The 23980-nt window shown below is 69.6% G+C and carries 21 protein-coding genes and 1 pseudogene; 3 read left to right on the top strand and 19 right to left on the bottom strand.

The genetic code is table 11. The features are described 5' to 3' along the window. Positions 1 to 255: 255 nt before the first annotated feature. The 3 genes and pseudogenes from ACZ3II_RS35400 to ACZ3II_RS35390 form a co-directional block, all read right to left on the bottom strand. Positions 256 to 655: pseudogene (locus tag ACZ3II_RS35400) on the bottom strand (SseB family protein); the annotation flags it as partial. Positions 656 to 892: 237 nt separating this feature from the next. Next, on the bottom strand, positions 893 to 1186 hold the full coding sequence (locus ACZ3II_RS35395) for a WXG100 family type VII secretion target (protein ID WP_465523616.1): 294 nt from the start codon (positions 1184 to 1186) through the stop codon (positions 893 to 895). A gap of 17 nt (positions 1187 to 1203) precedes the next feature. Beyond that, positions 1204 to 1530 carry a WXG100 family type VII secretion target gene (locus tag ACZ3II_RS35390; RefSeq protein WP_465523614.1) on the bottom strand — a complete coding sequence of 109 codons (327 nt, stop codon included), beginning with the start codon at positions 1528 to 1530 and terminating at the stop codon, positions 1204 to 1206. A gap of 275 nt (positions 1531 to 1805) precedes the next feature. Between ACZ3II_RS35390 and ACZ3II_RS35385 the strand changes: the two genes are divergently transcribed. The 3 genes from ACZ3II_RS35385 (at position 1806) to rarD (ending at position 5157) form a co-directional block, all read left to right on the top strand. Further along, on the top strand, positions 1806 to 3575 hold the full coding sequence (locus ACZ3II_RS35385; protein WP_465523612.1) for a type VII secretion protein EccE: 1770 nt from the start codon (positions 1806 to 1808) through the stop codon (positions 3573 to 3575). Between the two features lie 168 nt (positions 3576 to 3743). Further along, positions 3744 to 4121 carry a phage holin family protein gene (locus ACZ3II_RS35380; protein ID WP_465523610.1) on the top strand — a complete coding sequence of 126 codons (378 nt, stop codon included), beginning with the start codon at positions 3744 to 3746 and terminating at the stop codon, positions 4119 to 4121. Positions 4122 to 4233: 112 nt separating this feature from the next. Next, positions 4234 to 5157 carry an EamA family transporter RarD gene (gene rarD / locus ACZ3II_RS35375; protein ID WP_465523608.1) on the top strand — a complete coding sequence of 308 codons (924 nt, stop codon included), beginning with the start codon at positions 4234 to 4236 and terminating at the stop codon, positions 5155 to 5157. Positions 5158 to 5160: 3 nt separating this feature from the next. Here rarD and ACZ3II_RS35370 read toward each other — a convergent pair whose 3' ends face one another. From ACZ3II_RS35370 to ACZ3II_RS35295, 16 genes are all read right to left on the bottom strand, one after another. Then, positions 5161 to 5820: an anti-sigma factor family protein gene (locus tag ACZ3II_RS35370; protein WP_465523606.1), complete on the bottom strand. Its 660-nt coding sequence runs from the start codon at positions 5818 to 5820 to the stop codon at positions 5161 to 5163. A 126-nt stretch (positions 5821 to 5946) separates the two neighbouring features. Beyond that, a complete protein-coding gene (locus tag ACZ3II_RS35365) occupies positions 5947 to 6741 on the bottom strand; it encodes an IclR family transcriptional regulator (protein ID WP_043522768.1) in 795 nt (264 codons plus the stop codon). A gap of 348 nt (positions 6742 to 7089) precedes the next feature. Further along, positions 7090 to 8118 carry a polyprenyl synthetase family protein gene (locus tag ACZ3II_RS35360; protein WP_465523928.1) on the bottom strand — a complete coding sequence of 343 codons (1029 nt, stop codon included), beginning with the start codon at positions 8116 to 8118 and terminating at the stop codon, positions 7090 to 7092. A 218-nt stretch (positions 8119 to 8336) separates the two neighbouring features. Then, positions 8337 to 9869: an NADH-quinone oxidoreductase subunit NuoN gene (gene nuoN, locus ACZ3II_RS35355; RefSeq protein ID WP_465523604.1), complete on the bottom strand. Its 1533-nt coding sequence runs from the start codon at positions 9867 to 9869 to the stop codon at positions 8337 to 8339. 2 nt (positions 9870 to 9871) lie between these two features. Then, entirely contained in the window at positions 9872 to 11413 is a 1542-nt protein-coding gene (locus ACZ3II_RS35350; RefSeq protein WP_465523602.1) for an NADH-quinone oxidoreductase subunit M, read from the bottom strand. Then, positions 11410 to 13332, bottom strand: coding sequence for an NADH-quinone oxidoreductase subunit L (gene nuoL, locus ACZ3II_RS35345; protein ID WP_465523600.1), 1923 nt, complete (start codon positions 13330 to 13332; stop codon positions 11410 to 11412). The genes ACZ3II_RS35350 and nuoL overlap by 4 nt, the downstream gene beginning before the upstream one ends. A gap of 11 nt (positions 13333 to 13343) precedes the next feature. Further along, complete coding sequence (nuoK, locus tag ACZ3II_RS35340) at positions 13344 to 13643, bottom strand: NADH-quinone oxidoreductase subunit NuoK (protein WP_364703333.1); 300 nt, start codon at positions 13641 to 13643, stop codon at positions 13344 to 13346. Continuing rightward, positions 13640 to 14383 (bottom strand): NADH-quinone oxidoreductase subunit J, encoded by a 744-nt coding sequence (locus ACZ3II_RS35335; RefSeq protein WP_465523597.1) that lies wholly within the window; start codon positions 14381 to 14383, stop codon positions 13640 to 13642. The genes nuoK and ACZ3II_RS35335 overlap by 4 nt, the downstream gene beginning before the upstream one ends. Beyond that, positions 14380 to 14940 carry an NADH-quinone oxidoreductase subunit NuoI gene (gene nuoI / locus ACZ3II_RS35330; protein WP_465523595.1) on the bottom strand — a complete coding sequence of 187 codons (561 nt, stop codon included), beginning with the start codon at positions 14938 to 14940 and terminating at the stop codon, positions 14380 to 14382. The genes ACZ3II_RS35335 and nuoI overlap by 4 nt, the downstream gene beginning before the upstream one ends. Position 14941: 1 nt before the next feature. Further along, on the bottom strand, positions 14942 to 16303 hold the full coding sequence (gene nuoH, locus ACZ3II_RS35325; RefSeq protein WP_465523926.1) for an NADH-quinone oxidoreductase subunit NuoH: 1362 nt from the start codon (positions 16301 to 16303) through the stop codon (positions 14942 to 14944). An 11-nt stretch (positions 16304 to 16314) separates the two neighbouring features. Beyond that, a complete protein-coding gene (locus ACZ3II_RS35320; protein WP_465523593.1) occupies positions 16315 to 18810 on the bottom strand; it encodes an NADH-quinone oxidoreductase subunit G in 2496 nt (831 codons plus the stop codon). Next, positions 18810 to 20126: an NADH-quinone oxidoreductase subunit NuoF gene (nuoF, locus tag ACZ3II_RS35315; protein WP_465523591.1), complete on the bottom strand. Its 1317-nt coding sequence runs from the start codon at positions 20124 to 20126 to the stop codon at positions 18810 to 18812. The genes ACZ3II_RS35320 and nuoF overlap by 1 nt, the downstream gene beginning before the upstream one ends. Beyond that, a complete protein-coding gene (nuoE, locus tag ACZ3II_RS35310) occupies positions 20123 to 21280 on the bottom strand; it encodes an NADH-quinone oxidoreductase subunit NuoE (protein WP_465523589.1) in 1158 nt (385 codons plus the stop codon). Before nuoE ends, nuoF begins: the two co-directional genes overlap by 4 nt. Continuing rightward, on the bottom strand, positions 21277 to 22602 hold the full coding sequence (locus tag ACZ3II_RS35305; protein ID WP_465523587.1) for an NADH-quinone oxidoreductase subunit D: 1326 nt from the start codon (positions 22600 to 22602) through the stop codon (positions 21277 to 21279). The genes nuoE and ACZ3II_RS35305 overlap by 4 nt, the downstream gene beginning before the upstream one ends. Continuing rightward, entirely contained in the window at positions 22599 to 23306 is a 708-nt protein-coding gene (locus ACZ3II_RS35300) for an NADH-quinone oxidoreductase subunit C (RefSeq protein WP_465523585.1), read from the bottom strand. The genes ACZ3II_RS35305 and ACZ3II_RS35300 overlap by 4 nt, the downstream gene beginning before the upstream one ends. Further along, positions 23303 to 23974: a NuoB/complex I 20 kDa subunit family protein gene (locus ACZ3II_RS35295; protein ID WP_043522791.1), complete on the bottom strand. Its 672-nt coding sequence runs from the start codon at positions 23972 to 23974 to the stop codon at positions 23303 to 23305. Before ACZ3II_RS35295 ends, ACZ3II_RS35300 begins: the two co-directional genes overlap by 4 nt. Positions 23975 to 23980: the final 6 nt, after the last annotated feature.

Raw genomic sequence — 23980 nt, 5'->3', positions numbered from 1 at the left:
CAGGGGAACCCATCGACGGCGCGGTCGCGCCGACCGGCGGAATCGGCGCCACCGCCGGAGCCACCGGCGGGACAACCCCGAGAGGCGGCGGGGCGGCACCGGGAGACGCGGGCGACACCGGGCCGGTGGCCGCGGCGGCCGGCGCCGGGTCGTACGTCGGCCCGCCTACCGTGCCCTCGCTGCCGGACCGGCTCGCCGCCAGAGCAGCCGCGCCGAGTTCCTGGATCTTCGAGGTGCCGTGCGCCTCGCGGCCGGGCCCCCGGGTGGGCAGTCGCAGATCGCCACGGGCGAGCTGGGCGACGAACCAGGCCGGCAGGTATCCCTCGATCGGCAGGCCCGGGTTGACCGCGAGCCACCATTCGAGGTTGGGCCAGGTGTTGGCGAGTTCGGAGTACGGAACACGGCGCGCCGAGCCCGTGTAGTCAGCGAGACAGGCTCGCAGTGCGGCGTTCGAGGTGAACGCCAGCACGTGGGTGCGACCGCCGGTGCTCCAGGTGCCCCAGCCCATCGGCGCGAGGCCGGCGAGCACGTCAGCGGAGACCGGTAACAGAAGGTCGACACCGGCGAGAATGCGGAAGTAGGACTCCTGGTCGTCGGTGCGCAACGCGTCGCGCATCGCAACCTCGGCGTCCGTAGCCGGTTCCCACTCGGACACGTCCACCTCTCCCCACGCGTGTCAACGAGCCAACTCAACGCGTATAACCTACAAGGTCAGGCCACAATCACAATGGGCGGCGGCGTGCTGACAGCCGGGAAGCGCTGCCGACACGCTCAACGCAAGATCACCGGAGCCCCGCGGGCATGCACCGATCACTTGGAGCGATCATCCAATAACCGATGGTAGCCGCGGGGGACGGTGTGGCCATTACGCGAATGGGCGACCCGTGGGGGCTCACGCGAACCGCTGGGCCGCCGCACGCTCGGTGTTGGCGTAGTCCTCCTGGGAGTCCACGACCGCGCCCTGGATCTGACGCAGGATGGCCTCCAGGTCGGCGGACGCCTTGGTCCACTTGTCCTGGCGCTCCTGGTAAGAGTCCTTGGCCGCACCGGACCAGGTCGCGGTCAGCTCACCGCCCTTGGCCTTGAGCTCGTCGAGGTCGGCGCGCATCTTCTGCAGCGCCCTCTCGATGTCGGCGCCGGCCTGGCCGAGCGCGGCGAAATTGACGAGCAGAACACCGTCGTTCATGAGGATCCTCCGAGAAGTCAGAGCGGAAGGGTGAAGGTGCCGCCGGTCTTGGCGATTCGGGATCCGGCCTCGCTGTCGGAGGCGTCGTAGCTGACGCCGGACGTGCGGATCCCCTCGGCGGTTTCGGACAGCGCGTCGTTCAGGCTCTTGAGGTCGGCCGCGTACTGCTGCTTGACCTCCTCGAACGCCTTGGCGCCCATGCCCTTCCATGCGCCGCTGAGCATCGACAGCTCGGACATCAACGTGCTCAGCATGCTCTGCAGACTGCCGTTGACCTCATCGAACCTCGCGGCCGTGCTCGCCATCATGGCGGATTGAGCTTCAGTGGGCTGCGACATGGACATCACCCCTCTCGTTAAGGATCGACATGGACCCGTGTCGCATCGACATGGGCCACTAGGCTAGCCGGTCGTGATCAGGCGCACTGCCCGTTCTCGATCGGCATAGGCCACGACGTTAGCCGCCCGGCGCGAGCCGCGTCTGCCCCCGCCCCCAACCTGTGGACAAGCCCGCAGTCCCACCGCCCCCCTGTGGACAACCCCCAGCGCGGCCGCCCGCTGTCCTACGATGGGCCGCGCATCACCGTGAATTGATCGCCGGGCAACCGAAGGGCAGGGTCGTGAGCACCGAAGTCGCGGTCCCCATGGCCGACTCCCTGGTCCGGCCCCGCCGGACCGGCCGCCTACTCGGCGTCCGGGCCGAGCAGATCGTCGCCACCCAGGTCGCGGCCGTGCTGCTGCTGACCGGCCTGGTCGCCGGCGGGATCGCGATGATCCCGGCCGTGGCCGCCGCGGTCGCCGTGCTCGCGCTGACCTGGCTGCGCCTGCGGGGCCGGTGGGCGTTCCAGTGGCTCGGCGCCGTGGCCCGGTTCTCCGCCCGGCGGCGGGCGGCCTCCGTCGACAGTCCCGCCGCGCTGCTCGCCTATGCGGCGCCCCGGGTCCGTGCGACGACGCTGGACCTGCCGGGCGGCCCGGCCGTGGCGCTCGCCGACGACGCGGGCCTCACCGTGCTGGTCGAGCTGGGCGATCCGGCCGACGAATCCGCCACGATCCCGTCGTTCGCGGCGCTGATGCAGGCCACCGGGCGCGACCAGACACCCGGTGGAGACCAGCCACGGGTCCGCGCGCAGCTGGTGCTGAGCGCCGTGTCCGCCCCGTCCTCGCAGGCCGGCGCCAGCCGGGCCCAGGGCTCCTATCGCACCCTTGTCGAGGGCAGTTCCCTCGGTCACCTCCGTGCCGTGCTCGCCCTGCGGGTCGCCCGCGCCGGCGGCTGGTCGGAGGAGGAGCTGCGCCGCAGTCTCGCCGGGATGACCCGCCGGCTGACCCGCCGGCTCGGCGCGGCCCAGGTGCGTCCGCTGGGCGAGGTCGCGGCCCTGCGGGCGATCGCCGACCTGGCCAACTCGGACGAGACCGGCGCCGCCGCCGCGTGCCGGGAGAGCTGGTCCGGGGTGCGTCTCGGCGGCCTGGTGCAGGCGACGTTCCGGTGCCAGCCGGCGGCCGGGACCGAGCTGCCGGCCCACCTGGTGACCCGCATCCTGCACCTGCCGGCGGCCGCGACCACGGTGTCGATGTCGCCGACCGCTCTCTTCGTCCGCCTCGCCGCCGAGGACGCGACCGCGCTCGAGTCGGCGGCCCGGGCCCTGCGCGGCCTGCTCTCCGCCGACCGGGTCCGGGTCCGCCGGTGGGACGGCGCGCATCTGCCAGGTCTCGCGGCGACGCTGCCCCTGGGCGGCGCCGGCGAGGACGGCCCGGCGTTCAGCGTCCCCGCGCTGCCGATCAGCCCGTCCGGGCTGATGATCGGCCGCAACCAGGGTGGCGGGGCGGTGCTGCTCCGGTTGTTCCGGCCGGAGCCGACCCGGGCGATGCTCGTCGGCGGCCTCCAGGGGGCGCAGATGGTGGCGTTCCGGTCGATGGCGGTCGGGGCGCGGGTGCTGGTCCGCACGACCCGGCCACAGGCGTGGGAGCCGTTCGTCCGCGGCGCGGCCGTCCCCGGCGAGTCGATCACGGTGCTGCCACCCGGCCGGCCGCTCGACGCGCCCGCCGGTTCGGTGCGGCACCCGGTTCTGACGATCCTCGACACCGGCACCACGCCGGTCGGCCCGGAGGAGCGGGACGCCGGCTGGCAGACCACTCTCGTGGTGCGGGACGACTTCGGCCCGGCCGACGTCTCGCACGCCTCCGAGGCCGACGTGGTGGTGCTGCAGCGGCTGCGTCCCGAGGAGGCCACCCTGCTCGGCAACACGCTCGGCCTGGGCGAGACGGCGACGTATTTCCCGCGGATGCGCACCGACATGGTCGCGGTGATCAACCGGCGGGCGGTCCGCTGGGCGGTGTGGTCACAGACCCCGATCGAGCAGAGCCTGATCGGCGAGCCCCAGCGCGGCCGGTGAGCAGCGGAGGCAAAGCAAGAGCCCAGCGCGGCCGGTGGACGGCCGAGGCAGAGCAAGAGCCCTAAGCGCCGCCGGTGAACGGCGGGATTCTTAAGCCCGGCATAGATCTCAGGAAGATCGCGGAGTGTCGTACCCGCTGGTGGACAGGCCGTGGCACGATCGCGTGCCATGGGAATCCTCATCCGGCTGGTGATCACCGCCGTATCGCTGTGGATCGCGACGCTGGTGATCGACGGCATCGAACTGAACGCCGCCACCACCGGCGGCGAGATCGTCACGCTGCTCGCCGTCGCGGTGATCTTCGGGCTGGTCAACGCGGTCCTGCGGCCGATCATCAAAACCATCGGCTGTGGCCTCTACGTGCTGACCCTCGGCCTGGTGGCGATCCTGGTCAACGGTCTGCTGCTGCTCCTCACCAGCTGGATCGCCGGGAAACTCGACCTCGGCTTCCATGTGGACGGCGTCCTGGCCGCCGTGCTCGGCGCGCTGCTCGTCGGCGTGGTGAGCTGGCTGCTCAACGCGCTGGTTCCGGACGGCGACGACTGATCCACCAGGCGACGGCCTGACCCCGCCGACAGGGGCCGCGACCAGCGGATTGGCCTCGTGACCTGGTTCATATGCAAGGACCGCTCATTCCCCCCGCCCTTACCGTGGGGGGATGAGCGACGAGCGGCGTGGATATCTGTACGGCCTTGCTGCGTACACCATGTGGGGTTTCTTCCCGATCTACTTCAAGCTGCTCAAGCCGTCCCCGCCCCTGGAGATCCTGGCGCACCGGGTGGTCTGGTCGGTCGTCTTCGTCGCTCTGCTGCTGAGCGTGATGCGCAACTGGCGGTTCCTGGGGCCGCTGCTGCGTGACCGCCGCCGGCTCGCCGGGATCACCGTGGCCGCGGTGCTGATCGCGGTGAACTGGGGGACGTACATCTACGCGGTGAACTCGTCCCGGGTGGTGGAGACCGCTCTCGGCTACTTCATCACCCCGCTGGTCGTGGTTCTGCTGGGCGTGACGGTGCTGCGGGAGCGCCTGCGGGGCCTGCAGTGGGCGGCGGTCGGGATCGGCACGCTGGCGGTGGCGATCCTGGCCGTCGACTACGGCCATCTGCCGTACGTCGCACTCGTTCTGGCCGCCTCGTTCGGCTGCTACAGCCTGATCAAGAAGCGGATGTCGCTGCCGCCGGCCGAGGGCCTGTTCGTCGAGTCGGCCGTGCTGACCCTGCCCGCGCTGGTGTTCCTGACCTGGTTGACGCTGTCCGGCGGCGCGGAGTTCGGGCAGGTGTCGGTGACGCACACGGTCCTGATGGTGTTCGCGGGTGTGCTGACCGCGACGCCGCTGCTGTTGTTCGCCGGCGCGGCCAACCGGGTGCCGCTGGTCGGTCTGGGCGTGCTGCAGTACATCGCACCGATCATCCAGCTGGCCTGTGGTGTGCTGCTGTACCACGAGCCGATGCCGCCGGCCCGGATCGCCGGTTTCGGCCTGGTCTGGATCGCGCTGGTGGTCTTCACCGTGGACGGGATCCGCAGCGCCCGTGCGACGGCCCGGGTCCGGGCGGCGGCAGCCACCGACATGCTGCCCGCGAACTGAGTATTACAGCTGGTGGACGAGCATGACCTTGCCGTCGTACCGGACGAGTTCCAGCCGGGTCAGGTTGCCCTGGGTGAGGTACGTGGCGGCCGGCATGGTGAACTCCGCGCCGGGCTGCGCCAGCCAGGAGCCGAGCTGATCGGTCTTCTCGTCGGGCCCGTACGCGATGAGCCGGAACGTGTACGGCTTGGCCGTACTGCTGTATTCGCAGTGCATCTCGACCCGGCTGCCGGCCTCGGTGCTGGTGATCCGGACCGTGGCGGCGATCGGTGATCCGGCTTCGACCGCTGTCATGGCGACGGCGGGCCCGGGCGGCGGCGTGGCCGGGCTCTCCTGGCCGAGTCCCCAGGCGACGATCCCACCGCCGATCACGAGCACCAGAACCGCCGCGAGCGCCGTGCTGAGCACCCGGATCGGCAAGGCCCGCACCCGCTTCGCGGACGAGGGCCGGGACGGCGGCGCGGGGGTATAGGACGGGTCGAGCAGTTTCTCGAACTCGCCGGTGTCGAGCCGGTCCAGCATGTGCGGGATCTGCGCCAGGTCGGCCACCGCCTCCCGGCAGAAGGAGCAGGTCGCCAGGTGACGTTCGTACGCGGCCCGTTCGATCGGCGACAGCGCGCCGAGGACGTAGGCGGCGTCGTCGTGCCCGTCCTCGCATCGCATCCCTACCGCCTCCCACCGGGTCGACCTTCCCGGTTGGAGGTACGCGGCATCGGGCGCGAAGGTTCAACGAACCCTTAAACCTCCACCTCACGCCGTGGCGGCCCGAATCCGGAGAGCGACCGCCGGTCAGGCGGTGGCGGACTCGCCGCCGGAGAGGGCCTCGGCCACGTTCCGGGCGGCGGCGGTGAGTTTCGCCCGCACCACCCGTGCCGAGGTCAGCATCTCCGCGGCGGGCATCGAGCAGGCGAGGACGAGCCGGCGTTCCATGTCCCGGTCGGCGACCACGACGACGGCGGCGGACGCCAGGCCCTGCCGGAACTGCCCCATCTCGATCTGCATGCCGCGCCGCTCACCGGCGGCCAGGTCGGCTTCGAGGGCTTCGGGCGTGGTCAGGGTGGCGGGGGTGAACGCCCGCATCCCGTAGTCGCGCAGGTAACGGGACCGCTGGTCGGGTGTGAGGGTGGCGAGCAGCGCCTTGCCGAGCGCGGTGGCATGGCCGCCCTCGTCGAAGCCGGGCGCCACGTCGTCCATGAACGGGGACCGGGCGCCTTCGGCGGATGCGGTGACCGCTATCCGCCCGCCGACGAAACGGCCCAGGTAGTGGCTGTATCCACTGTCGACGGCGGCGCGCCGCAGCGCCTCACCGACCGCGGGCGGCCCACGGAACGCGGAGACGAGTTCGCGATATCGATCGGCAATCTCGAGCCCGACGATGTAGGTGCCGTCCTCGCGGCGGATCACATAGCCCTCGTACGCCAGAGTGCGCACCAGGTGATACGTCGTGGCGACGGTCAGTTCGCACCGTCGCGCGATCTGTTTGACGGTGAGTCCACGCGGGGCCCGCCCTACCGACTCCAGCACGCGCAGGGCACGCGACACGCTCCGGATGAGATCTGACGGCTCCGCTAGGGGGTCACGCACAGCTACCTCCGAGGCCCAGGGACTTACACCATATGAAGAAACGTGCGTCGACGGAATGCCAAACACGTGTGGATCACGGTCGATTTGCACAGCGCGTGTGATCGATAGAACTGTCCGCATCAGGCAAGGTCACGAAAAGCTGAATACGCAAACCTTTGAACAATTCCGCGCCACGGCCCTGACCAGCACGGACATCAGCAGCGTCGATGAGTTCGCGTTAACATGCCGGACCCTGTTTCGATATCCGTCTTCCTGGCGGTTCCGAGGTCCGGAGAGGGGAGCCGACATACGAAACCGCCACCGGCGTCCACTGTGGGCGCGCGGTGGCGGTCGGAGGGCGGAGTGGAGTCAGCCGGTCCGGTCGGCGATGAAGTCACAGAGTGACTCCATGGCCCGCTTGGCCGGCCCGTCCGGCAGTGGCGCCAGCCGTGCCCGGGCATCCTCCGCATAGCCACGGACGGTCTCCCGGGCCCGTTTCATCGCCGCCGACTCGCGCAGCAGCGTCAGCGCCTCGGCGTGCAGCGCGTCGTCGGTGAGCGGACCGGCCGACAGCAGCTCCCGCAGCCGGACCGCGGACGCGTCGGTGTCGTCGCCGGCCAGCGCGTAGAGCATCGGCAGGGTGGGGATGCCCTCCCGCAGGTCGGTGCCGGGCGTCTTGCCCGACTGCACCGACTCGCTGGCGATGTCGAGCAGGTCGTCGGAGAGCTGGAAGACGATGCCGATGGTCTCGCCGTAACCCGCGAGCGCCTCCACGATCTCCGGCCGGGCGCCGGAGAACAGGCCGCCGAAGCGGGCCGAGGTGGCGAACAGGGAGGCCGTCTTCTCCGTGATGACGTGCAGGTGGTGCTCGATCGGGTCGGCGCCGCGCGGCCCGACCGTCTCGGCGATCTGCCCGTGCACCAGCCGCGCGAACGTCTGCGCCTGCAGGTGCACCGCCTCGGTGCCGAGCGTGGCGGCCAGATCGGCGGCCTGGGCGAAGAGATAGTCACCGACCAGGATGGCCACCGAGTTGCCCCACCGCGCGTTGGCGCTGGGAGCGCCGCGCCGCACGGCGGCCTCGTCCATGACGTCGTCGTGATAGAGCGTCGCCAGGTGGGTCAGCTCCACCACGTTGGCCGCATCGACGATCTTGGTCGAGGTCGGGTCTCCGAACTGGGCCCCCAGCGCGACCAGCAACGGCCGGGTCCGCTTGCCGCCCGCGTCGGCGAGATGGCGCGCGGCCTCCGCCACCAGCGGGTCGGCGCTGGAGACATGGACGCGCAACGCAGTCTCCACAGCGGCCAACGTCGCCGACACCGACTCGTCCAGCAAGGGATCGACGTCGAGGCCCAGCGATGACAGCGCCAGCTCGCGTTTGGCGGAATCACCCGCAGTCATGTCACCGGTGCTCACCACACATTCACCTTGCCATACCGGTGTGACGGTTTCTGTCCCAGGGTGGCGCGCGACAAGATCAAAAATCCGACAGCGGTGGTACGGCCCACCGAGGCGCCCCCGCGTGTGGAGTTGCGGCGCGTATAACGGCCGAAATCAACACGCGGAAAGGCAGGAGCCCCGGCGCGCGGCCGGGGCTCCTGAGTGATCGTCTGCGGTCGTCAGCGGACGAACTGGGCCGCGTCCCGGGTGAGATCGAGCAGCGGGTCCGGGGCGACGCCGAGCGCCAGGGTGACGAGCACCCCGAGGCCGAGCACCGCCGAGGTGAGGTACCCCGGGATGGAGACGGCCGGGGTCGTCTCGCCCGGTTCGGACAGCCACATCAGCACCACGACCCGCAGGTACGGGAAGGCCAGCAGCATGCTGGTGATCACCCCGAAGATGACGAGCCAGGTCTGCCCGCCCTCGATCGCCGCTCCGAAGACCGCGAACTTGCTCATGAAGCCGCTGGTCAGCGGGATACCGGCGAAGGCGAGCAGGATGAAGGTGAAGACCGTGGCCAGCAGTGGGCTCTTCCGGCCGATGCCGGCCCACCGGGACAGGTGGGTGGCCTCGCCGTCGGCGTCGCGCACCAGGCTGATCACGGCGAACGCGGCGAGCACCGAGAACCCGTACGCCACCAGGTAGAACATCGTGCTGCTCAAGCCCTCCTCGTTGAGCGCGAGCACACCCACCAGGAGGTAGCCCGCGTTCGCGATGGAGGAGTACGCCAGCAGGCGCTTCAGGTCGGTCTGGGTGACCGCCAGGACCGCGCCGACGAACATGGTGAGCACCGCGATGACCCCGAGGATCGGCTGGAAGTCCCAGCGCACTCCCTCGAACGCCACGTACAGCACCCGCAGCAGCGCCCCGAACGCGGCGACCTTGGTGCAGGCCGCCATGAACGCGGTGACCGGTGTGGGCGCGCCCTGGTAGACGTCCGGCGTCCAGACGTGGAACGGCGCCAGCGCGGCCTTGAACAGCAGGCCGATGGTGAGCAGGCCGAGGCCGGCGTAGAGCAGCACCGAGCTGCGCTGCGGGTTGGCGACCGCCTCGTGCACCACGTCGAGCTGGATCCCGCCGGAGAAGCCATAGATGAAGGCCACCCCGAACAGGAAGAACGCCGAGGCGTACGAGCCGAGCAGGAAGTACTTGAGCGCGGCCTCCTGGCTGAGCAGCCGCCGGCGGCGGGCGAGCGCGCACAGCAGGTACAGCGGCAGCGAGAAGACCTCCAGCGCCACGAACATCGTGAGCAGGTCGTTGGCCGCGACGAACAGCAGCATGCCGCCGAGCGCGAAGGTGGTCAGCGGGTACACCTCGGTGGCGCCCGGCTGACCGCTCGCCTGCTGGACGTCCTTCTGCGAGCCGACGGTGACCGCGGCCTGCGAGACGAACGCGCCGCCCCGCTCGATCGAGCGCTCCCCGATCAGCAGCAGCGACACCCCGCCGAGCACCAGGATCGCGCCCTGCAGGAACAGGGTCGGGCCGTCCACGGCGACCGCGCCGCCGATGGTGATCGTCCGGGTGCCGCGCTGCAGGATCACCGCGACCAGCGCCGCGACCACGGCGAGCAGCGCCAGCGTGAGCTGAACCAGGTTGCGGGCCCGGCGCGGGAGGACCACCTCGGCCAGGATGCCGAGGCAGGCCGCGCCGAACAGGATCAGCATCGGCAGCAGCGCGCCGTAGTCGATCGGGGGCAGTTTCAACGGTTCCATGGTCAGCCGCCCACCTTTCCGCCGGCCTCCACCGTGGGGACCGGGTCCTTCGCGCCGACGTCCTGCAGCGTGAACTGCACCGCGGGGTTGATCACGTCGGTGATCGGTTTCGGGTAGAAGCCGAACACCAGCAGCAACGCGATCAGCGGGGCGACGACCACCTTCTCCCGCAGCGTGATGTCCTGCGACATGGCCGGCACCTCGGTGAGGGCCGGGTTGAGCGTGCCCTGGACGGTCCGCTGGATCATCCACAGCACGTACGCGGCCGCCAGCACGATGCCGAGCGTCGCCACCACGGCGAAGCCCTTGTTCGTGCTGAACGTGCCGATCAGCACCAGGAACTCACTGACGAACGGCGCCGTGCCGGGCAGCGCCAGCGAGGCCAGACCGGCGAAGAACAGCACACCGGCCAGCACCGGGACCAGCTTCCCGGCCCCGCCGAAGTCGCTGACCAGGGCCGAGCCGCGCCGGGCCACGAACATGCCGACCACGATGAACAGCAGGCCGGTGGCCAGCCCGTGGTTGACCATGTAGAGCACCGCGCCGGTGCCCGCCTGGGTGGTGAACGCGAAGATGCCGATGCCGATGAAACCGAAGTGCGCGATCGACGTGTACGACACCAGGCGCTTCAGATCGTTCTGCCCGACCGCGAGCAGCGCCGCGTAGAGGATGCCGATCACCGCGAGGACCATGGCGGCCGGGGCGAACCAGCGCGAGGCCTCCGGGAACAGCGAGAGGCAGTAGCGCAGGATGCCGAACGTGCCGACCTTGTCCATCACGCCGACCAGCAGCGCGGCGGCCCCGGCCGGGGCGGCGCCACCGGAGTCCGGCAGCCAGGTGTGGAACGGGAAGAACGGCGCCTTGATCGCGAACGCCACGAAGAAGCCGAGGAACAGCCACCGCGCGGTGTTCTGGTCGATCTGAGCGGTGCCCTTGACCAGCTCGGTGAAGTCGAAGGTGTGCCCGCCGACCACCCACAGCCCGATCACCGAGGCCAGCATGAAGAGGCCGCCGACCAGGCTGTACAGGAAGAACTTGACCGCCGCGTACTGCTTCTGTCCACTGCCGAACGACCCGATGATGAAGTACATCGGGATCAGCATGATCTCGAAGAACACGTAGAACAGGAAGATGTCCGCCGCGGCGAACACCCCGATCATGGTGAACTCGAAGGACAGCAGCAGCGCGAAGTAGGCGGGCGCCGACCGGGTGCTCTGGTCGACGTCGTGCCAGGACGCCAGGATCACGATCGGGAACAGCACCGCGATCAGCATCAGCATGACGAGTGCGATGCCGTCGGCGGCGAAGGTGAAGTTGGCGTTCCAGGACGGGATCCAGGCGTACGACTCGTGGAACTGGAACCGGTCCGTGCTGGCGGTCTCGTACGAGATCCACATGAACACGCTCAGGCCCAGCACCAGCAGCGACCAGACCAGCGCCACCAGTTTGGCGATCTGGGCCCGGCTCCGTGGGATGAAGGCGACCACCCCCGCTCCCACCAGCGGCAGGAGCGTCAGGACGCTAAGGAACGGAAAGTCGCTCAAGCCAACCACCCCAGCTGGATCGCGAGGAAGGCGCCGACCACGAGCATGGCGCCGGTGAGCATCGACAGGGCGTACGACCGGACGAAACCGGTCTGCAGGCGCCGCAGCCGGCCGGATCCGCCGCCCACCGCGGCCGCGATGCCGTTGACCACGCCGTCGATCCCCTTGTTGTCGAGGAAGACGAGGGCCCGGGTGAGGTAGATGCCGGGCCGCTCGAACACCGCCTCGTTGAACGCGTCGGTGTAGAGATTGCGCCGGGCAGCCGTGACCAGCACGCCGGCCGGCTGCGGCTCGAGCGCCGTGCCCTTGCGGAACAGGGCCCAGGCCAGGCCCGCGCCGAGCACCGTGACCAGCAGCGACAGGATGGTGATGACGGTGTGCGAGAGCACCCCGTGGGCTTCACCCTCCCCGGCGGGCAGAACCGGCGTCAGCCAGTCCGGCACCGTGGTGCTCATCAGGTAACCGGCGCCGATCGAACCGGCCGCCAGCAGAATCAGCGGGATCGTCATGATCGCCGGAGACTCGTGCGGGTGCTGGTTGTCCTCGGTCCAGCGGGCCGGGCCGTGGAACGTCAGCACGAACAGCCGGGTCATGTAGAAAGCGGTCAGGCCGGCGCCGAGCAGCGCCGCGCCGCCGAACACCCACGCCTCCCAGACGACCTCGCGCTCGAAGGCGGCCGCGATGATCGGCTCCTTCGAGAAGAAGCCGGACAGCGGCGGGATGCCGATGATCGCGAGCCAGCCCATCATGAACGTCAGCCAGGTGATCCTCATGTGCTTGGCCAAGGCGCCGAACCGCCGGATGTCGACCTGGTCGTGCATCCCGTGCATGACCGAGCCGGCGCCGAGGAACATGTTGGCCTTGAAGAAGCCGTGCGCCAGCAGGTGGATGATGGCCAGCGCGTACGCCCCGCCGCCGAGCCCGACGCCGAGGAACATGTAACCGATCTGGCTGACCGTCGACCAGGCCAGGATCCGCTTGATGTCGTCCTTGGCCGCGCCGATGAGACAGCCCATCAGCAGGGTGATCGCGCCGATGCTCACCACGATCAGCTGAAGCGTGGTGTTCGCCGAGAAGATCGGGTTGGACCGGGCGATCAGGTAGACGCCGGCGGTGACCATGGTCGCCGCGTGGATGAGCGCGGAGACCGGGGTCGGGCCCTCCATCGCGTCCGGGAGCCAGGCCTGCAGCGGGAACTGACCGGACTTGCCGCACGCGCCGAGCAGCAGCAGGATCCCCATGATCAGGATGGTTCCGGCGGCCAGCGAGTCGACGCCGTTGAAGACGTCGTCGTACTGGGTGCTGCCGAGCTCGGTGAACATCAGGAAGATGCCGATCGCCAGGCCGGCATCGCCGACCCGGTTCATCAGGAACGCCTTCTTGCCGGCGGTGGCCGCCGACGGCTTGGTGTACCAGAAGGAGATCAGCAGGTACGACGCCAGGCCGACGCCCTCCCAGCCGAAGTACAGCATCACGTAGTTGTTGCCCAGGACCAGCAGCAGCATGGCCGAGACGAACAGGTTGAAGTAGGCGAAGAACCTGCGGCGGCCGGGGTCGTGTTCCATGTACCCGACCGCGTACAGGTGGATCAATGATCCGACGCCGGTGATCAGCAGCACGAAGACGCCGGCCAGCGGGTCGAAGAGCAGTCCGAAGTCGACCTTCAGATCGCCGACCACGAGGAAGTCCCAGAGGCTCAGCTCCGCCGACCGCTTGCCGGCGTCCAGGCCGGCCAGCGAGAAGAAGAAGACCAGCCCGAGGACGAACGAGGCGGCCACCGAGGCGACGCCGAGCCAATGGCCCCATTTGTCGGCCCGTTTGCCGAGCAGCAGCAGGATCGCCGCGCTGGCCAGCGGGATCGCCACGAGCAACCAGATGTTGCTCAGCACTCCCGTCGCCGGGGCGAAAGTGTTTTCCACGTCAGGCCCCTTCAGTACTTCAGGAGGTTGGCGTCGTCGACGCTCGCCGAGCGCCTCGTACGGAAGATCGACATGATGATGGCGAGGCCCACCACGACCTCGGCGGCCGCGACGACCATCACGAAGAACGAGATGATCTGGCCGTCCAGGCCGCCGTTGATCCGGCTGAAGGTGACCAGCGCCAGGTTCGCCGCGTTCAGCATCAGCTCGATGCACATGAACAGGACGATCGCGTTCCGCCTGACCAGCACACCGGCGGCGCCGATGGTGAACAGAATGGCCGCGAGTACGAGGTAGTAATCGGGGGTCACTTCTCGGTTCCCTTCGGCGCGACCTCGTTCGGCGTCAGCTCGCGAACCGGGAGGATCGGCGAGATGCTCCGCTCGGCGCCGTTGCCGTCCGGCAGCCGGGCCGGCGCGGCCACCGACATGGTGTTCGCGTAGATGCCGGGTCCGGGCTTCGGACCGGGGTAGTTGCCCGGGCGGAAGCGCTCCTTCATCCGGGTCACCTGGTCGTGCTTCTCCTCCTTGGCCTTCTCGACGTGGGCCAGGATCATCGCCCCGACCGCGGCGGTGATCAGCAGCGCCGAGGTCACCTCGAAGGCGAAGACGTACCGGGTGAAGAGGAGCGTGGCCAGCCCTTCGACGTTGCCGTTCGCGTTGGCCTGCTCCAGGCCGACCGCGTCACCGGCGCCGAGCGAGCGGGCCAGGCCCGCGCCGATCAGCGCGGCAAAGCCGACACCCAGCACGATCGCGGCGACCCGCTGGCCGCGCAGGGTCTCGATGAGCGAGTCCGACGCGTCCCGGCCGACCAGCATCAGCACGAACAGGAACAGCATCATGATCGCGCCGGTGTAGACGATGATCTGCACGAAGCCGAGGAACGGCGCCGCGTTGATCACGTAGAAGAAGCCCAGGTTGAGCATGGTGAGGACCAGCCACAGCGCGGAGTGCACCGCATTGCGGGCCAGCACCATGCCGAGCGCCCCGATCACCGCGAGGGAGCCGAGGATCCAGAAGGCGACCTGTTCGCCGGTGGAGACGGCGGTCATTCCGTGCCTCCCTGGACGAGCGGCGCCTTCTCCGCCCCGACCGAGGTGCCCGGGTTCTCCAGCGCGCCGACGTAGTAGTCCTTGTCGGTCTCGCCGAGCCGCATCGGGTGCGGCGGCTGCTCCATACCGGACAGCAGCGGAGCCAGGAGCTGCTCCTTCGTGAAGATCAGGTCCTGGCGGCTGTCCCGGGCCAGCTCGTACTCGTTGCTCATGGTCAGCGAGCGGGTCGGGCAGGCCTCGATGCAGAGCCCGCAGAAGATGCACCGGGCGTAGTTGATCTGGTAGATCTTCGCGTACCGCTCGCCCGGCGAGAACCGCTGCTCGTCGGTGTTGTCGCCGCCCTCGACGTAGATCGCGTCGGCCGGGCAGGCCCAGGCGCACAGCTCACAGCCGATGCACTTCTCCAGGCCGTCCGGGTGCCGGTTGAGGATGTGCCGGCCGTGATAGCGCGGCGCCGGCTTCGGCGGCGAGAACGGATAGTCGGTGGTGATCACCTTGCGGAACATGTGCGCGAAGGTCACGCCGAAACCTTTGAAGGAGCCGGTGAACGTACCCACGTCACACCTCCTTCGTGTCTGGCTCGCCGCCGGCGGTGGCGGGTGCCGGCTCGCGTTCGGCCACGGCTCGGCGGGCTCGGGGACTCGGCGGGACCTGGAGGTCCATCGGGGGCACCGGGAAGCTGCCCGGCGGTCGCCGGTGCAACTCCTCCTCGATCGACAGCTGCTTCGGTTTCTTCGTGGACGGCCAGCCCCAGGCGACGGCCAGGATCACCACCGCGATCGCGCCGGTGATGACCCACCGGGTGGTGTCGGAGATCTGGCCGCTGCGGGCGACCCGGAAGAACGCCAGGAAGAGGATCCAGACCAGGCTGACCGGGATCAGGACCTTCCAGCCGAACCGCATGAACTGGTCGTAGCGCATCCGGGGCAGCGTGGCCCGCAGCCAGATGAAGCCGAAGAGCAGGATCAGGACCTTGCCGAAGAACCAGAGCAGCGGCCAGTAGCCGGAGTTGGCGCCCTCCCAGAACGTGGTGATCGGGGCCGGAGCCCGCCAGCCACCCAGGAACAGCGTGGTGCAGAACGCCGAGACGGTGATCATGTTGATGTACTCGGCGAGGAAGAAGAGCGCGAACTTGAACGACGAGTACTCCGTGTGGAAGCCGCCGACCAGCTCGGACTCCGCCTCGGGCAGGTCGAACGGGGCCCGGTTGGTCTCACCGACCGCCGCGATCATGTAGATGATGAAGCTGGGCAGCAGCTGCACCGCGTACCAGCCGGGGGCGGTCACCTCCCAGCCGAACAGCTCGACCGGGCTGCCGGAGGCCTGCGCGGCGACGATCTGCGAGGTGCTCATCGAGCCGGCGGTCATGAACACCGCGACGATGGAGAGGCCCATCGCGACCTCGTACGAGATCATCTGCGCACTTGATCGCAGGCCACCGAGCAGCGGGTACGTCGAACCGGACGCCCAGCCCGCCAGCACCACGCCGTACACGCTCATCGACGAGCAGGCGAGCAGCACCAGCACCGAGACCGGCACGTCGGTGAGCTGCAGCGCGGTCTGCTGGCCGAACATGTTGACCACACCGCCGAACGGCATCACCGAGAACGCGGTGAACGCTGTCGTCGCGGAGATCACCGGGGCGATGAAGTAGACCACCTTGTCGGCGGTCTTCGGGATGATCTCCTCCTTGAACGGCAGCTTCAGGCCGTCGGTGAGGCTCTGCAGCCAGCCCTTGGGGCCGACCTGGTTGGGGCCCGGCCGGACGGCCATCCGGGCCACGACCTTGCGCTCGTAGTTGATCGTGAACAGGGTCAGCAGCAGGAGCAGCGCGAAGACGCCGACCAGCTTGATCAGGACGATCCACCAGACGTCGTTCTCGAACGTCTCGAGGGTCGGGTCGACGGCGGTCGCCGCCAGCACCAGATCGGTCATCGGGCCGCTCCCTCGGCGAGGATCGGGCCGGGCACGCCGGCCGTCAGCTTGACTACCGCGCCGGCGGTGACGCCGAGACTGCGGCGGACCGTCGAACCGGGTGAGTTGGTCGGCAGCCACACCACCTTCGGCGGCAGGTCGGTGATCGCGGCCGGCAGCGTGACCGAGCCGCGGACCGTGCTGACCGTGACCAGGTCCCCGTCGGCGACACCGAGCGACTCGGCGAGGTCCTTGCCGATCCGGGCGACCGGCGGCCGGGCCGTGCCGGCCAGCACCTGGTCGCCGTCGAGCAGCGAGCCCAGGTCGATCAGCTGGTGCCAGGTGGCCAGCAGCGCCTCGCCCGCGGCGGGCTCGGCGGGCCGGACCACCTCGGCGGACGGCCGGGACCGGGGCGCGGCGCTGCCGGGCAGCCCGCCCAGCTCCCGCCGGATCGCCGTCACGTCACCGGTGTTCAGGGTGACGTCGAGCAGCGCGGCGATCGCTTCCAGGACCCGCCCGTCGGTCATCGCGGTGCTCTTCAGCACCGCGCCGAACGAGCGGAGCCGGCCCTCCCAGTTCATGTAGGTGCCGGCCTTCTCCACGGCCGGGGCGATCGGCAGCACCACGTCGGCACGCCGGGTCACCGCGCTCTGCCGTACCTCCAGGCTGACCAGGAACGGCACCGCGTCGAGCGCCTCCTCGGCCAGCCGCGGGTCGGCCAGGTCGGCCGGGTCCACACCGCCGACCAGCAGGGCGCCCAGGGTGCCGTCGGCGGCCGCCGCCAGGATCCGGTCGATGTCCCGGCCGGGCTCGGTGGGCAGCACGCCCGGCTCGGTCCGCCAGGCCAGCGAGAGCTCGGCACGAGCCGCCGCGTCGGTGACCGGACGGCCTCCGGGCAGCAGGTTCGGCAGGCAGCCGGCGTCGATCGCGCCCCGGTCACCGGCCCGGCGGGGCACCCAGGCGAGGGTGGCGCCGGTGCGGGCGGCCAGGTCGGCCGCGGCGGAGAGCGCGCCCGGCACGGTGGCCAGCCGCTCCCCCACGATCAGCAGGGCGCCGGGCGCGCCGAGCGCGGCGGCCAGCGCGGGGTCGGTGTCGAGGGCGTGCGCCTCATCGCCCGGCAGGGTCACCACGAGCGCGGCGCCCAACTTCTCCAGACCCCTGCTGAGGTACGGGGAGAGCGCCGTCACCGAGAGCTTCCGGCGTACGTGGCCCTTGCGCAGGCGCAGGAAGAGGATCGGTGACTCCTCCTCCGGCTCGATGCCGGCGAGCACCACCGACGGCGCGTTCTCGACCTGCTCGTACGTCACCTCGGTGGCCCCGGCGACCGCGGCGGCCAGGAAGTCGGCCTCCTCGGTCGCGGTCAGCGCCGACCCGGTGCCGCGGATCGGCCGGGCCCGGAAGTCGATGTCGTTGGTGCCCAGGACGGTTCGGGCGAACTTCGCGTAGGCGTACGCGTCCTCGACGGTCAACCGGCCACCCGGCAGCACCCCGACGCCGCGTTCCCGCGCCGCCTTGAGCCCTTCCGCCGCCACCACGAGCGCCTCGCTCCACGCGGCCTCGCGCAGTTCACCGGTGACGGCGTCGCGCACCAGCGGCGTCATGATCCGGTCGGTGGCCGTGGCGTACCGGAAGCCCCACCGGCCCTTGTCGCAGTTCCACTCCTCGTTGACCGCCGGGTCGTCGCCGGCCAGCCGGCGCAGCACCTTCCCGCGCCGGTGGTCGGTGCGCTGCGCGCAGCCGGAGGCGCAGTGCTCGCAGGCGCTCGGCGTGGAGACCAGGTCGAACGGGCGGGCCCGGAACCGGTACTGCTCGCCGGTCAGCGCGCCGACCGGGCAGATCTGCACGGTGTTGCCGGAGAAGTACGAGTTGAACGGGACGTCCCCCTCGCCTTCACCGACCTGCCCGTCGCCGGTGCCCGTACCCCCGAAGAAGTCGTCCCGGTAGACGTTGATCTGCTCGCCGGAGGACCGGTCCATCAGGTCGATGAACTTGTCGCCGGCGATCTCCTCGGAGAACCGGGTGCACCGCTGGCACAGCACGCAGCGCTCCCGGTCCAGCAGCACCTGGCTGGAGATGTGGATCGGCTTCTCGTACTCCCGCTTGTGCTCCTTGAACCGGGAGTCGGCGCGGCCGGTGCTCATCGCCTGGTTCTGCAGCGGGCACTCGCCACCCTTGTCGCAGGTCGGGCAGTCGAGCGGGTGGTTGATCAGCAGCAGCTCCATCACACCGGCCTGCGCCTTGGCGGCGACCGGCGAGCTGAGCTGCGTCTTCACCACCATGCCCTCGGCCACCGTCTGGGTGCAGGAGGCGACCGGCTTGCGCTGGCCCTCCACCTCGACGAGGCACTGCCGGCAGGCGCCGGCCGGGGCGAGCAGCGGGTGGTCGCAGAACCGCGGGATGGCGATGCCCATCCGCTCGGCGACCCGGATGACCAGCTCGCCCTTCTCCGCGACGACCTCGACCCCGTCCACCGTCAGTGTGACGGTGTCGGCCTTCTTCTCAACGTCGGTCATCAGTGCGCTCCTACAAGGGACTTCTCGGAGAGCCGCGGCGCGGTGCGGCCCTCGATGTAGCCGAGGTAGTCGTCCCGGAACCACTTGAGCGTCGACACGACCGGCGTCGCCGCGCCGTCGCCGAGGCCGCAGAAGGACCGGCCGAAGATGTTGTCCGCGGTGTCCTGGAGGGTGTCCAGGTCGGCGTGGGTGCCCTGACCGGCCAGGATGCGCCGGTAGGTACGGACCATCCAGTAGTTGCCCTCGCGGCACGGGGTGCACTTGCCGCACGACTCGTGGTGGTAGAACTCCAGCCACCGCCACGTGTTGTAGACCGGGCAGTCCTGGTCCGAGAAGATCTGCATGGCCGTGGTGCCGAGGATCGACCCGGCCGCCGCCACCCCTTCGAAGTCCATCGGGGTGTCGATGTGCTCGGCGGTCAGCATCGGCGTCGACGAGCCGCCCGGCGTCCAGAACTTCAGGTTGTGGCCCGGCTGCATGCCTCCGGCCAGCTCGATCAGCTCGCGCAGGGTGATGCCGAGACCGCACTCGTACTGACCGGGATTGACCACCCGGCCGGACAGCGAGTAGATCATCGGGCCGGCCGACTTCTCGGTGCCCATGCTCTTCCACCAGTCGGCGCCGCCCAGCACGATGTACGGCACGCTGGCGATGGTCCCGACGTTGTTGACCACAGTCGGGCTGGCGTAGAGCCCGGCGATCGCCGGGAACGGCGGGCGCAGCCGGGGCTGTCCGCGGAAGCCTTCCAGCGAGTCGAGCAGCGCGGTCTCCTCACCGCAGATGTACGCGCCCGCGCCGCTGTGCACGACCAGGTCCAGGTCGAATCCCGACTTGAGGATGTTCTTGCCGAGATACCCCTTCGCGTACGCCTCCTCGACGGCGTGGCGCAGCCGGCGCGCGGCGTGCACCGCCTCACCGCGGATGTAGATGAACGCCCGGTTGGCCCGGATCGCGTACGAGGCGATGATCGCGCCCTCGACCAGCGAGTGCGGGTCGTAGGTCATCAGCGGCAGGTCCTTGCAGGTCCCGGGCTCGCCCTCGTCCGCGTTGATCACCAGGTAGTGCGGCTTGCCGTCGCCCTGCGGGATGAAGCCCCACTTCAGGCCGGTCGGGAAGCCGGCGCCACCCCGGCCACGCAGGCCGGAGTCCTTGATCAGCTGGATCAGGTCGTCCGGGTGCACGTCGAGCGCCTTGCGCAGGGCCGCGTACCCGTCGAGTCGCTCGTAGACCCCGATCTGCCAGGCGTCCGGCGACAGCCAGCGCTTGGTCAGCACGGGGGTGAGCTTCTGAAGGACCTCCTGACGTGGCTGGGTCACTTCTCCTCCTCGGTGGCACGCGGAACGTTCTGCCAGCCCGGGTTCGGGTCGACGGTGGGCGGCTTCTGCTCGGCGGTGCGCTGGGCGGCGATCCGCTCGCCGCGGTTGGTGTCGCCAGCCGGTTTGCCGTCGCCGGCCGGCGCGTTGGCCGCGGATCCGGCTTCCTCGGCCGCGTTGGACGGCGCCGGGGTGGTCGTCTCCGGGGCGCCCGGCTCGGCGGCCGTGGGATTGCGCGACTCCGCCGCGCGTACCTCCGGGTCCTTGACGTCGCCGGTGTCGGTGGTCTTCCCGGCGTGCCGGCGCTCCTCGACCTTGTCGGCGACCGCGCCCACCGCGGCCTTGACCGCGCCGGCCGCCTTGGCGATCACGCCGGGACGGTTCTCGACCGGCTTGTCCGCCGCGTCGGTCTTCGGCGGCAGGGCGCTGTCGTCCCGGACCGGTTTGGTCTTGGTGATCGGGGTGTCCGGGTCGAACCCGGCCACCGCGACCCCGTGCTCCTGGGCGAGCCGCACGCCGCGCAGGGTCGGCGCGCCGGCCACCCCGTCGGCGACCGCGCCGTCCCGCGGGTCGGCGAACCCGGCGAGCTGGTACTGCATCTCCCGCAGCGAGCAGATCCGCGCGCCCCGCGAGGGGGCCGGCCGCTCGCCCTGGCGCAGTTTCTCCACCAGCTCGACAGCGCTCTCCGGGGTCGCCTGGTCGACGGTGAAGTCGTAGTTGACCGTCACCACCGGCGCGTAGTCGCAGGCCGCGAGGCACTCGGCGTGCTCCAGCGTGATCCGGCCGTCGGCGGTGGTCTCGTCGTGGCCGACGCCGAGGTGCTCGACCAGCTGGTCGTACACCTCCTGGCCGCCCATCACGTTGCAGAGCGTGTTGGTGCAGACGCTGACCAGGTATTCGCCGGTGGGCCGGCGCTTGTACATGGTGTAGAAGGTCGCGACCGCCCCGACCTGGGCCTTGTTGATGCCCAGGATGTCGGCGCAGAACGCCACCCCGGCCGGGCTGACGTGACCCTCCTCGGTCTGCACCAGGTGCAGCAGCGGCAGCAGCGCCGAGCGCTCACGCCCGGCGGGGTAACGGGCGAGGATCTCCCGCGCCGGCTCCAGCAGCTTCGCCGCCAGCGGTTCGGCGGCCGGCGAGAATTCCACCGTTGTCATCGGTCACACCCACCCATCACGGGATCCAGCGAGGCGCCGCCGGCGATCACGTCGGCCAGCAGGGCGCCCTCGGCCATCGCCGGGATGGCCTGGAGGTTCACGAAGCTCGGATCGCGGTAGTGCACCCGGTACGGGTGGGTTCCACCGTCGGAGACCGCGTGTACGCCGAGTTCGCCACGCGGGTGCTCGATGCCGACATAGACTTGGCCGGGCGGCACCCGGAAGCCCTCGGTCACCAGCTTGAAGTGGTGGATCAGCGACTCCATCGACTGACCCATGATCTTGGCGACGTGCTCCAGGGAGTTCCCCAGCCCGTCCAGGCCGAGCGCGAGCTGCGACGGCCACGCGATCTTCTTGTCCGAGATCCAGATCGGCCCGGGCTTGAGGCGGTCCAGGGCCTGCTCGACGATCTTGAGCGACTCCCGGATCTCCGCGATCCGGACCAGGTAACGACCCCAGACGTCGGCGGTGGTCGCGGTCGGCACGTCGAACTCGTACGTCTCGTACCCGCAGTACGGCATGGTCTTGCGCAGGTCCCAGGGCAGGCCGGCCGAGCGCAGCACCGGGCCGGTGATGCCGAGCGCGAGGCACCCGGTCACGTCCAGCACGGCGACGCCCTGCGTGCGCTGCTGCCAGATGATCTGGCCGGACAGCATGGCCTCGTACTCCTTGAGCTTCTTCGGCAGGTACTTCAGGAAGTCGCGGATCTTGCGGACCGCGGACTCCGGGAGGTCCTGGGAGAGGCCGCCGGGGCGAATGTAGCCGTTGTTCATCCGCAGGCCGGAGGTCTCCTCGAAGATGTCGAGGATGTACTCCCGCTCGCGGAAGCCGTACAGCATCATCGAGATCGCGCCCAGCTCCATGCCGGTGGTGGCGATCCAGACCAGGTGCGACGCGATCCGCTGCAGCTCCATGAACATGACCCGGATCGTGGTCGCCCGCTCGGTGATCTGGTCCTCGATGCCGAGCAGCTTCTCCACCGCGAGGCAGTAACCCGCCTCGTTGAACATGTTGGAGAGGTAGTCCATCCGGGTCACGAACGTGACGCCCTGGGTCCAGTTGCGGTACTCCAGGTTCTTCTCGATCCCGGTGTGCAGGTAACCGACGACCGGGCGGCACTCGGTCACCGTCTCGCCCTCGAGCTCGAGCACCAGCCGCAGCACGCCGTGCGTGGACGGGTGCTGCGGGCCCATGTTGACGACGATCTTCTCGTTGCTGAGCGGGTCGACACTGGCGGTGAGGTCGTCCCAGTCGCCGCCGGTGACCGTGAAGACCCGGCCCTCGGTGGTCTCGCGCTCGGTCGCGTACTCAGAGGTTGTCACTGGTAGACCCTCCGCTGGTCGGGAGGCGGAATCTCGGCGCCCTTGTACTCGACGGGCACGCCGCCGAGCGGGTAGTCCTTGCGCTGGGGGTGGCCCTCCCAGTCGTCCGGCATGAGGATGCGGGTGAGGTTCGGATGGCCCGCGAACACGACGCCGAACATGTCGTAGATCTCCCGCTCCTGCCAGTCGGCGGTCGGGTAGACCCGGGTGACGCTGGGAACGGGCGTTCCGTCGGCCACCGCGACCTCCAGCCGCACCCGGCGGCGATAGGTCATCGAAGTCAATTGATAAGCGACGTGGAATCGGCGCTCGTCGGAGCCGAGATAGTCCACCGCGTCGACCGAGGAACAGAGTTCGAACCGCAGCGAGGCGTCGTCACGCATTACCTGACACACCTCGGCGATGCGTTCAGGGCGTACGTGAAGTGTGAGTTCCGCCCTATCCACGACCACTTTCTCGATAGCTTCGGAGAAGGCCGGATAAGCTTCCTCCAACGCGTCATAGACGTCGTCGAAATACCCGCCGTAGGGCCGTGGGCTGTCAAAAACAGCAGGTCGTTGGCGGACCAGACGACCGAAGCCGGAGACGTCGCCGGTGCCCTTGACGCCGAACATCCCTTTGTCGGGGCTGGGTGGGGTCTGTGCTGGCGCACCCAATTCGGCACCGACTGGAGCGCTACCCTCAGTTCCGGGTTGAATACTCATTTGTGTTCCTCCCGCAAATGCGGCTGGAGCTTCATCCAGTTCTCGATCCGCAATTGCTCTTCGCGTCCCTCTTTCACGGCCTGGGTCCATTCCGCGCGGCGGACCTTGTCCACGCGATAGGACGACGGCATGGCGCCCGGCGCGACGGTCGGAACTCGGCCCTCGGCCTGCCGAGCTTCGAGCATCTTGCGGCCGTTGGGGCCCAGCGGCTGCGCCATGACCTTCTCGCGCATCTTGAGGATCGCGTCGATCAGCATCTCGGGTCGCGGCGGACAGCCCGGCAGATAGATGTCGACCGGGATGATGTGGTCGACGCCCTGGACGATCGCGTAGTTGTTGAACATCCCGCCGGACGAGGCGCAGACCCCCATCGAGATCACCGAGCGCGGCTCGGGCATCTGGTCGTAGATCTGCCGCACCACCGGGGCCATCTTCTGGCTGACGCGGCCGGCCACGATCATCAGGTCAGCCTGTCGCGGTGAGGCGCGGAAGACCTCCATCCCCCATCGGCCCAGGTCGTAGTGGGGACCGCCGGAGGCCATCATCTCGATGGCGCAACAGGCCAGGCCGAAGGTGGCGCCCCAGAACGATGACTTCCGGGCGTAGTTGGACAGTTTCTCCACGCTCGTCAGCAGGATGCCTGCCGGGAGCTTCTCTTCGATTCCCACGTCGCA

The organism is Actinoplanes sp. NPDC019969 (assembly GCF_055562375.1).
Note: the sequence above shows the minus strand (reverse complement) of the source record. Positions and strands in the feature narration are given on the sequence as shown.

Bases quoted from the DNA above. Each gene is read 5' to 3' on its own strand.
- ACZ3II_RS35395 (WP_465523616.1), bottom strand. From the start codon at position 1,186: ATGAACGACGGTGTTCTGCTCGTCAATTTCGCCGCGCTCGGCCAGGCC.
- ACZ3II_RS35390 (WP_465523614.1), bottom strand. From the start codon at position 1,530: ATGTCCATGTCGCAGCCCACTGAAGCTCAATCCGCCATGATGGCGAGC.
- ACZ3II_RS35380 (WP_465523610.1), top strand. From the start codon at position 3,744: ATGGGAATCCTCATCCGGCTGGTGATCACCGCCGTATCGCTGTGGATC.
- rarD (WP_465523608.1), top strand. From the start codon at position 4,234: ATGAGCGACGAGCGGCGTGGATATCTGTACGGCCTTGCTGCGTACACC.
- ACZ3II_RS35370 (WP_465523606.1), bottom strand. From the start codon at position 5,820: ATGCGATGCGAGGACGGGCACGACGACGCCGCCTACGTCCTCGGCGCG.
- ACZ3II_RS35360 (WP_465523928.1), bottom strand. From the start codon at position 8,118: ATGACTGCGGGTGATTCCGCCAAACGCGAGCTGGCGCTGTCATCGCTG.
- nuoN (WP_465523604.1), bottom strand. From the start codon at position 9,869: ATGGAACCGTTGAAACTGCCCCCGATCGACTACGGCGCGCTGCTGCCG.
- ACZ3II_RS35335 (WP_465523597.1), bottom strand. From the start codon at position 14,383: ATGACCGCCGTCTCCACCGGCGAACAGGTCGCCTTCTGGATCCTCGGC.
- ACZ3II_RS35320 (WP_465523593.1), bottom strand. From the start codon at position 18,810: ATGACCGACGTTGAGAAGAAGGCCGACACCGTCACACTGACGGTGGAC.
- nuoE (WP_465523589.1), bottom strand. From the start codon at position 21,280: ATGACAACGGTGGAATTCTCGCCGGCCGCCGAACCGCTGGCGGCGAAG.
- ACZ3II_RS35300 (WP_465523585.1), bottom strand. From the start codon at position 23,306: ATGAGTATTCAACCCGGAACTGAGGGTAGCGCTCCAGTCGGTGCCGAA.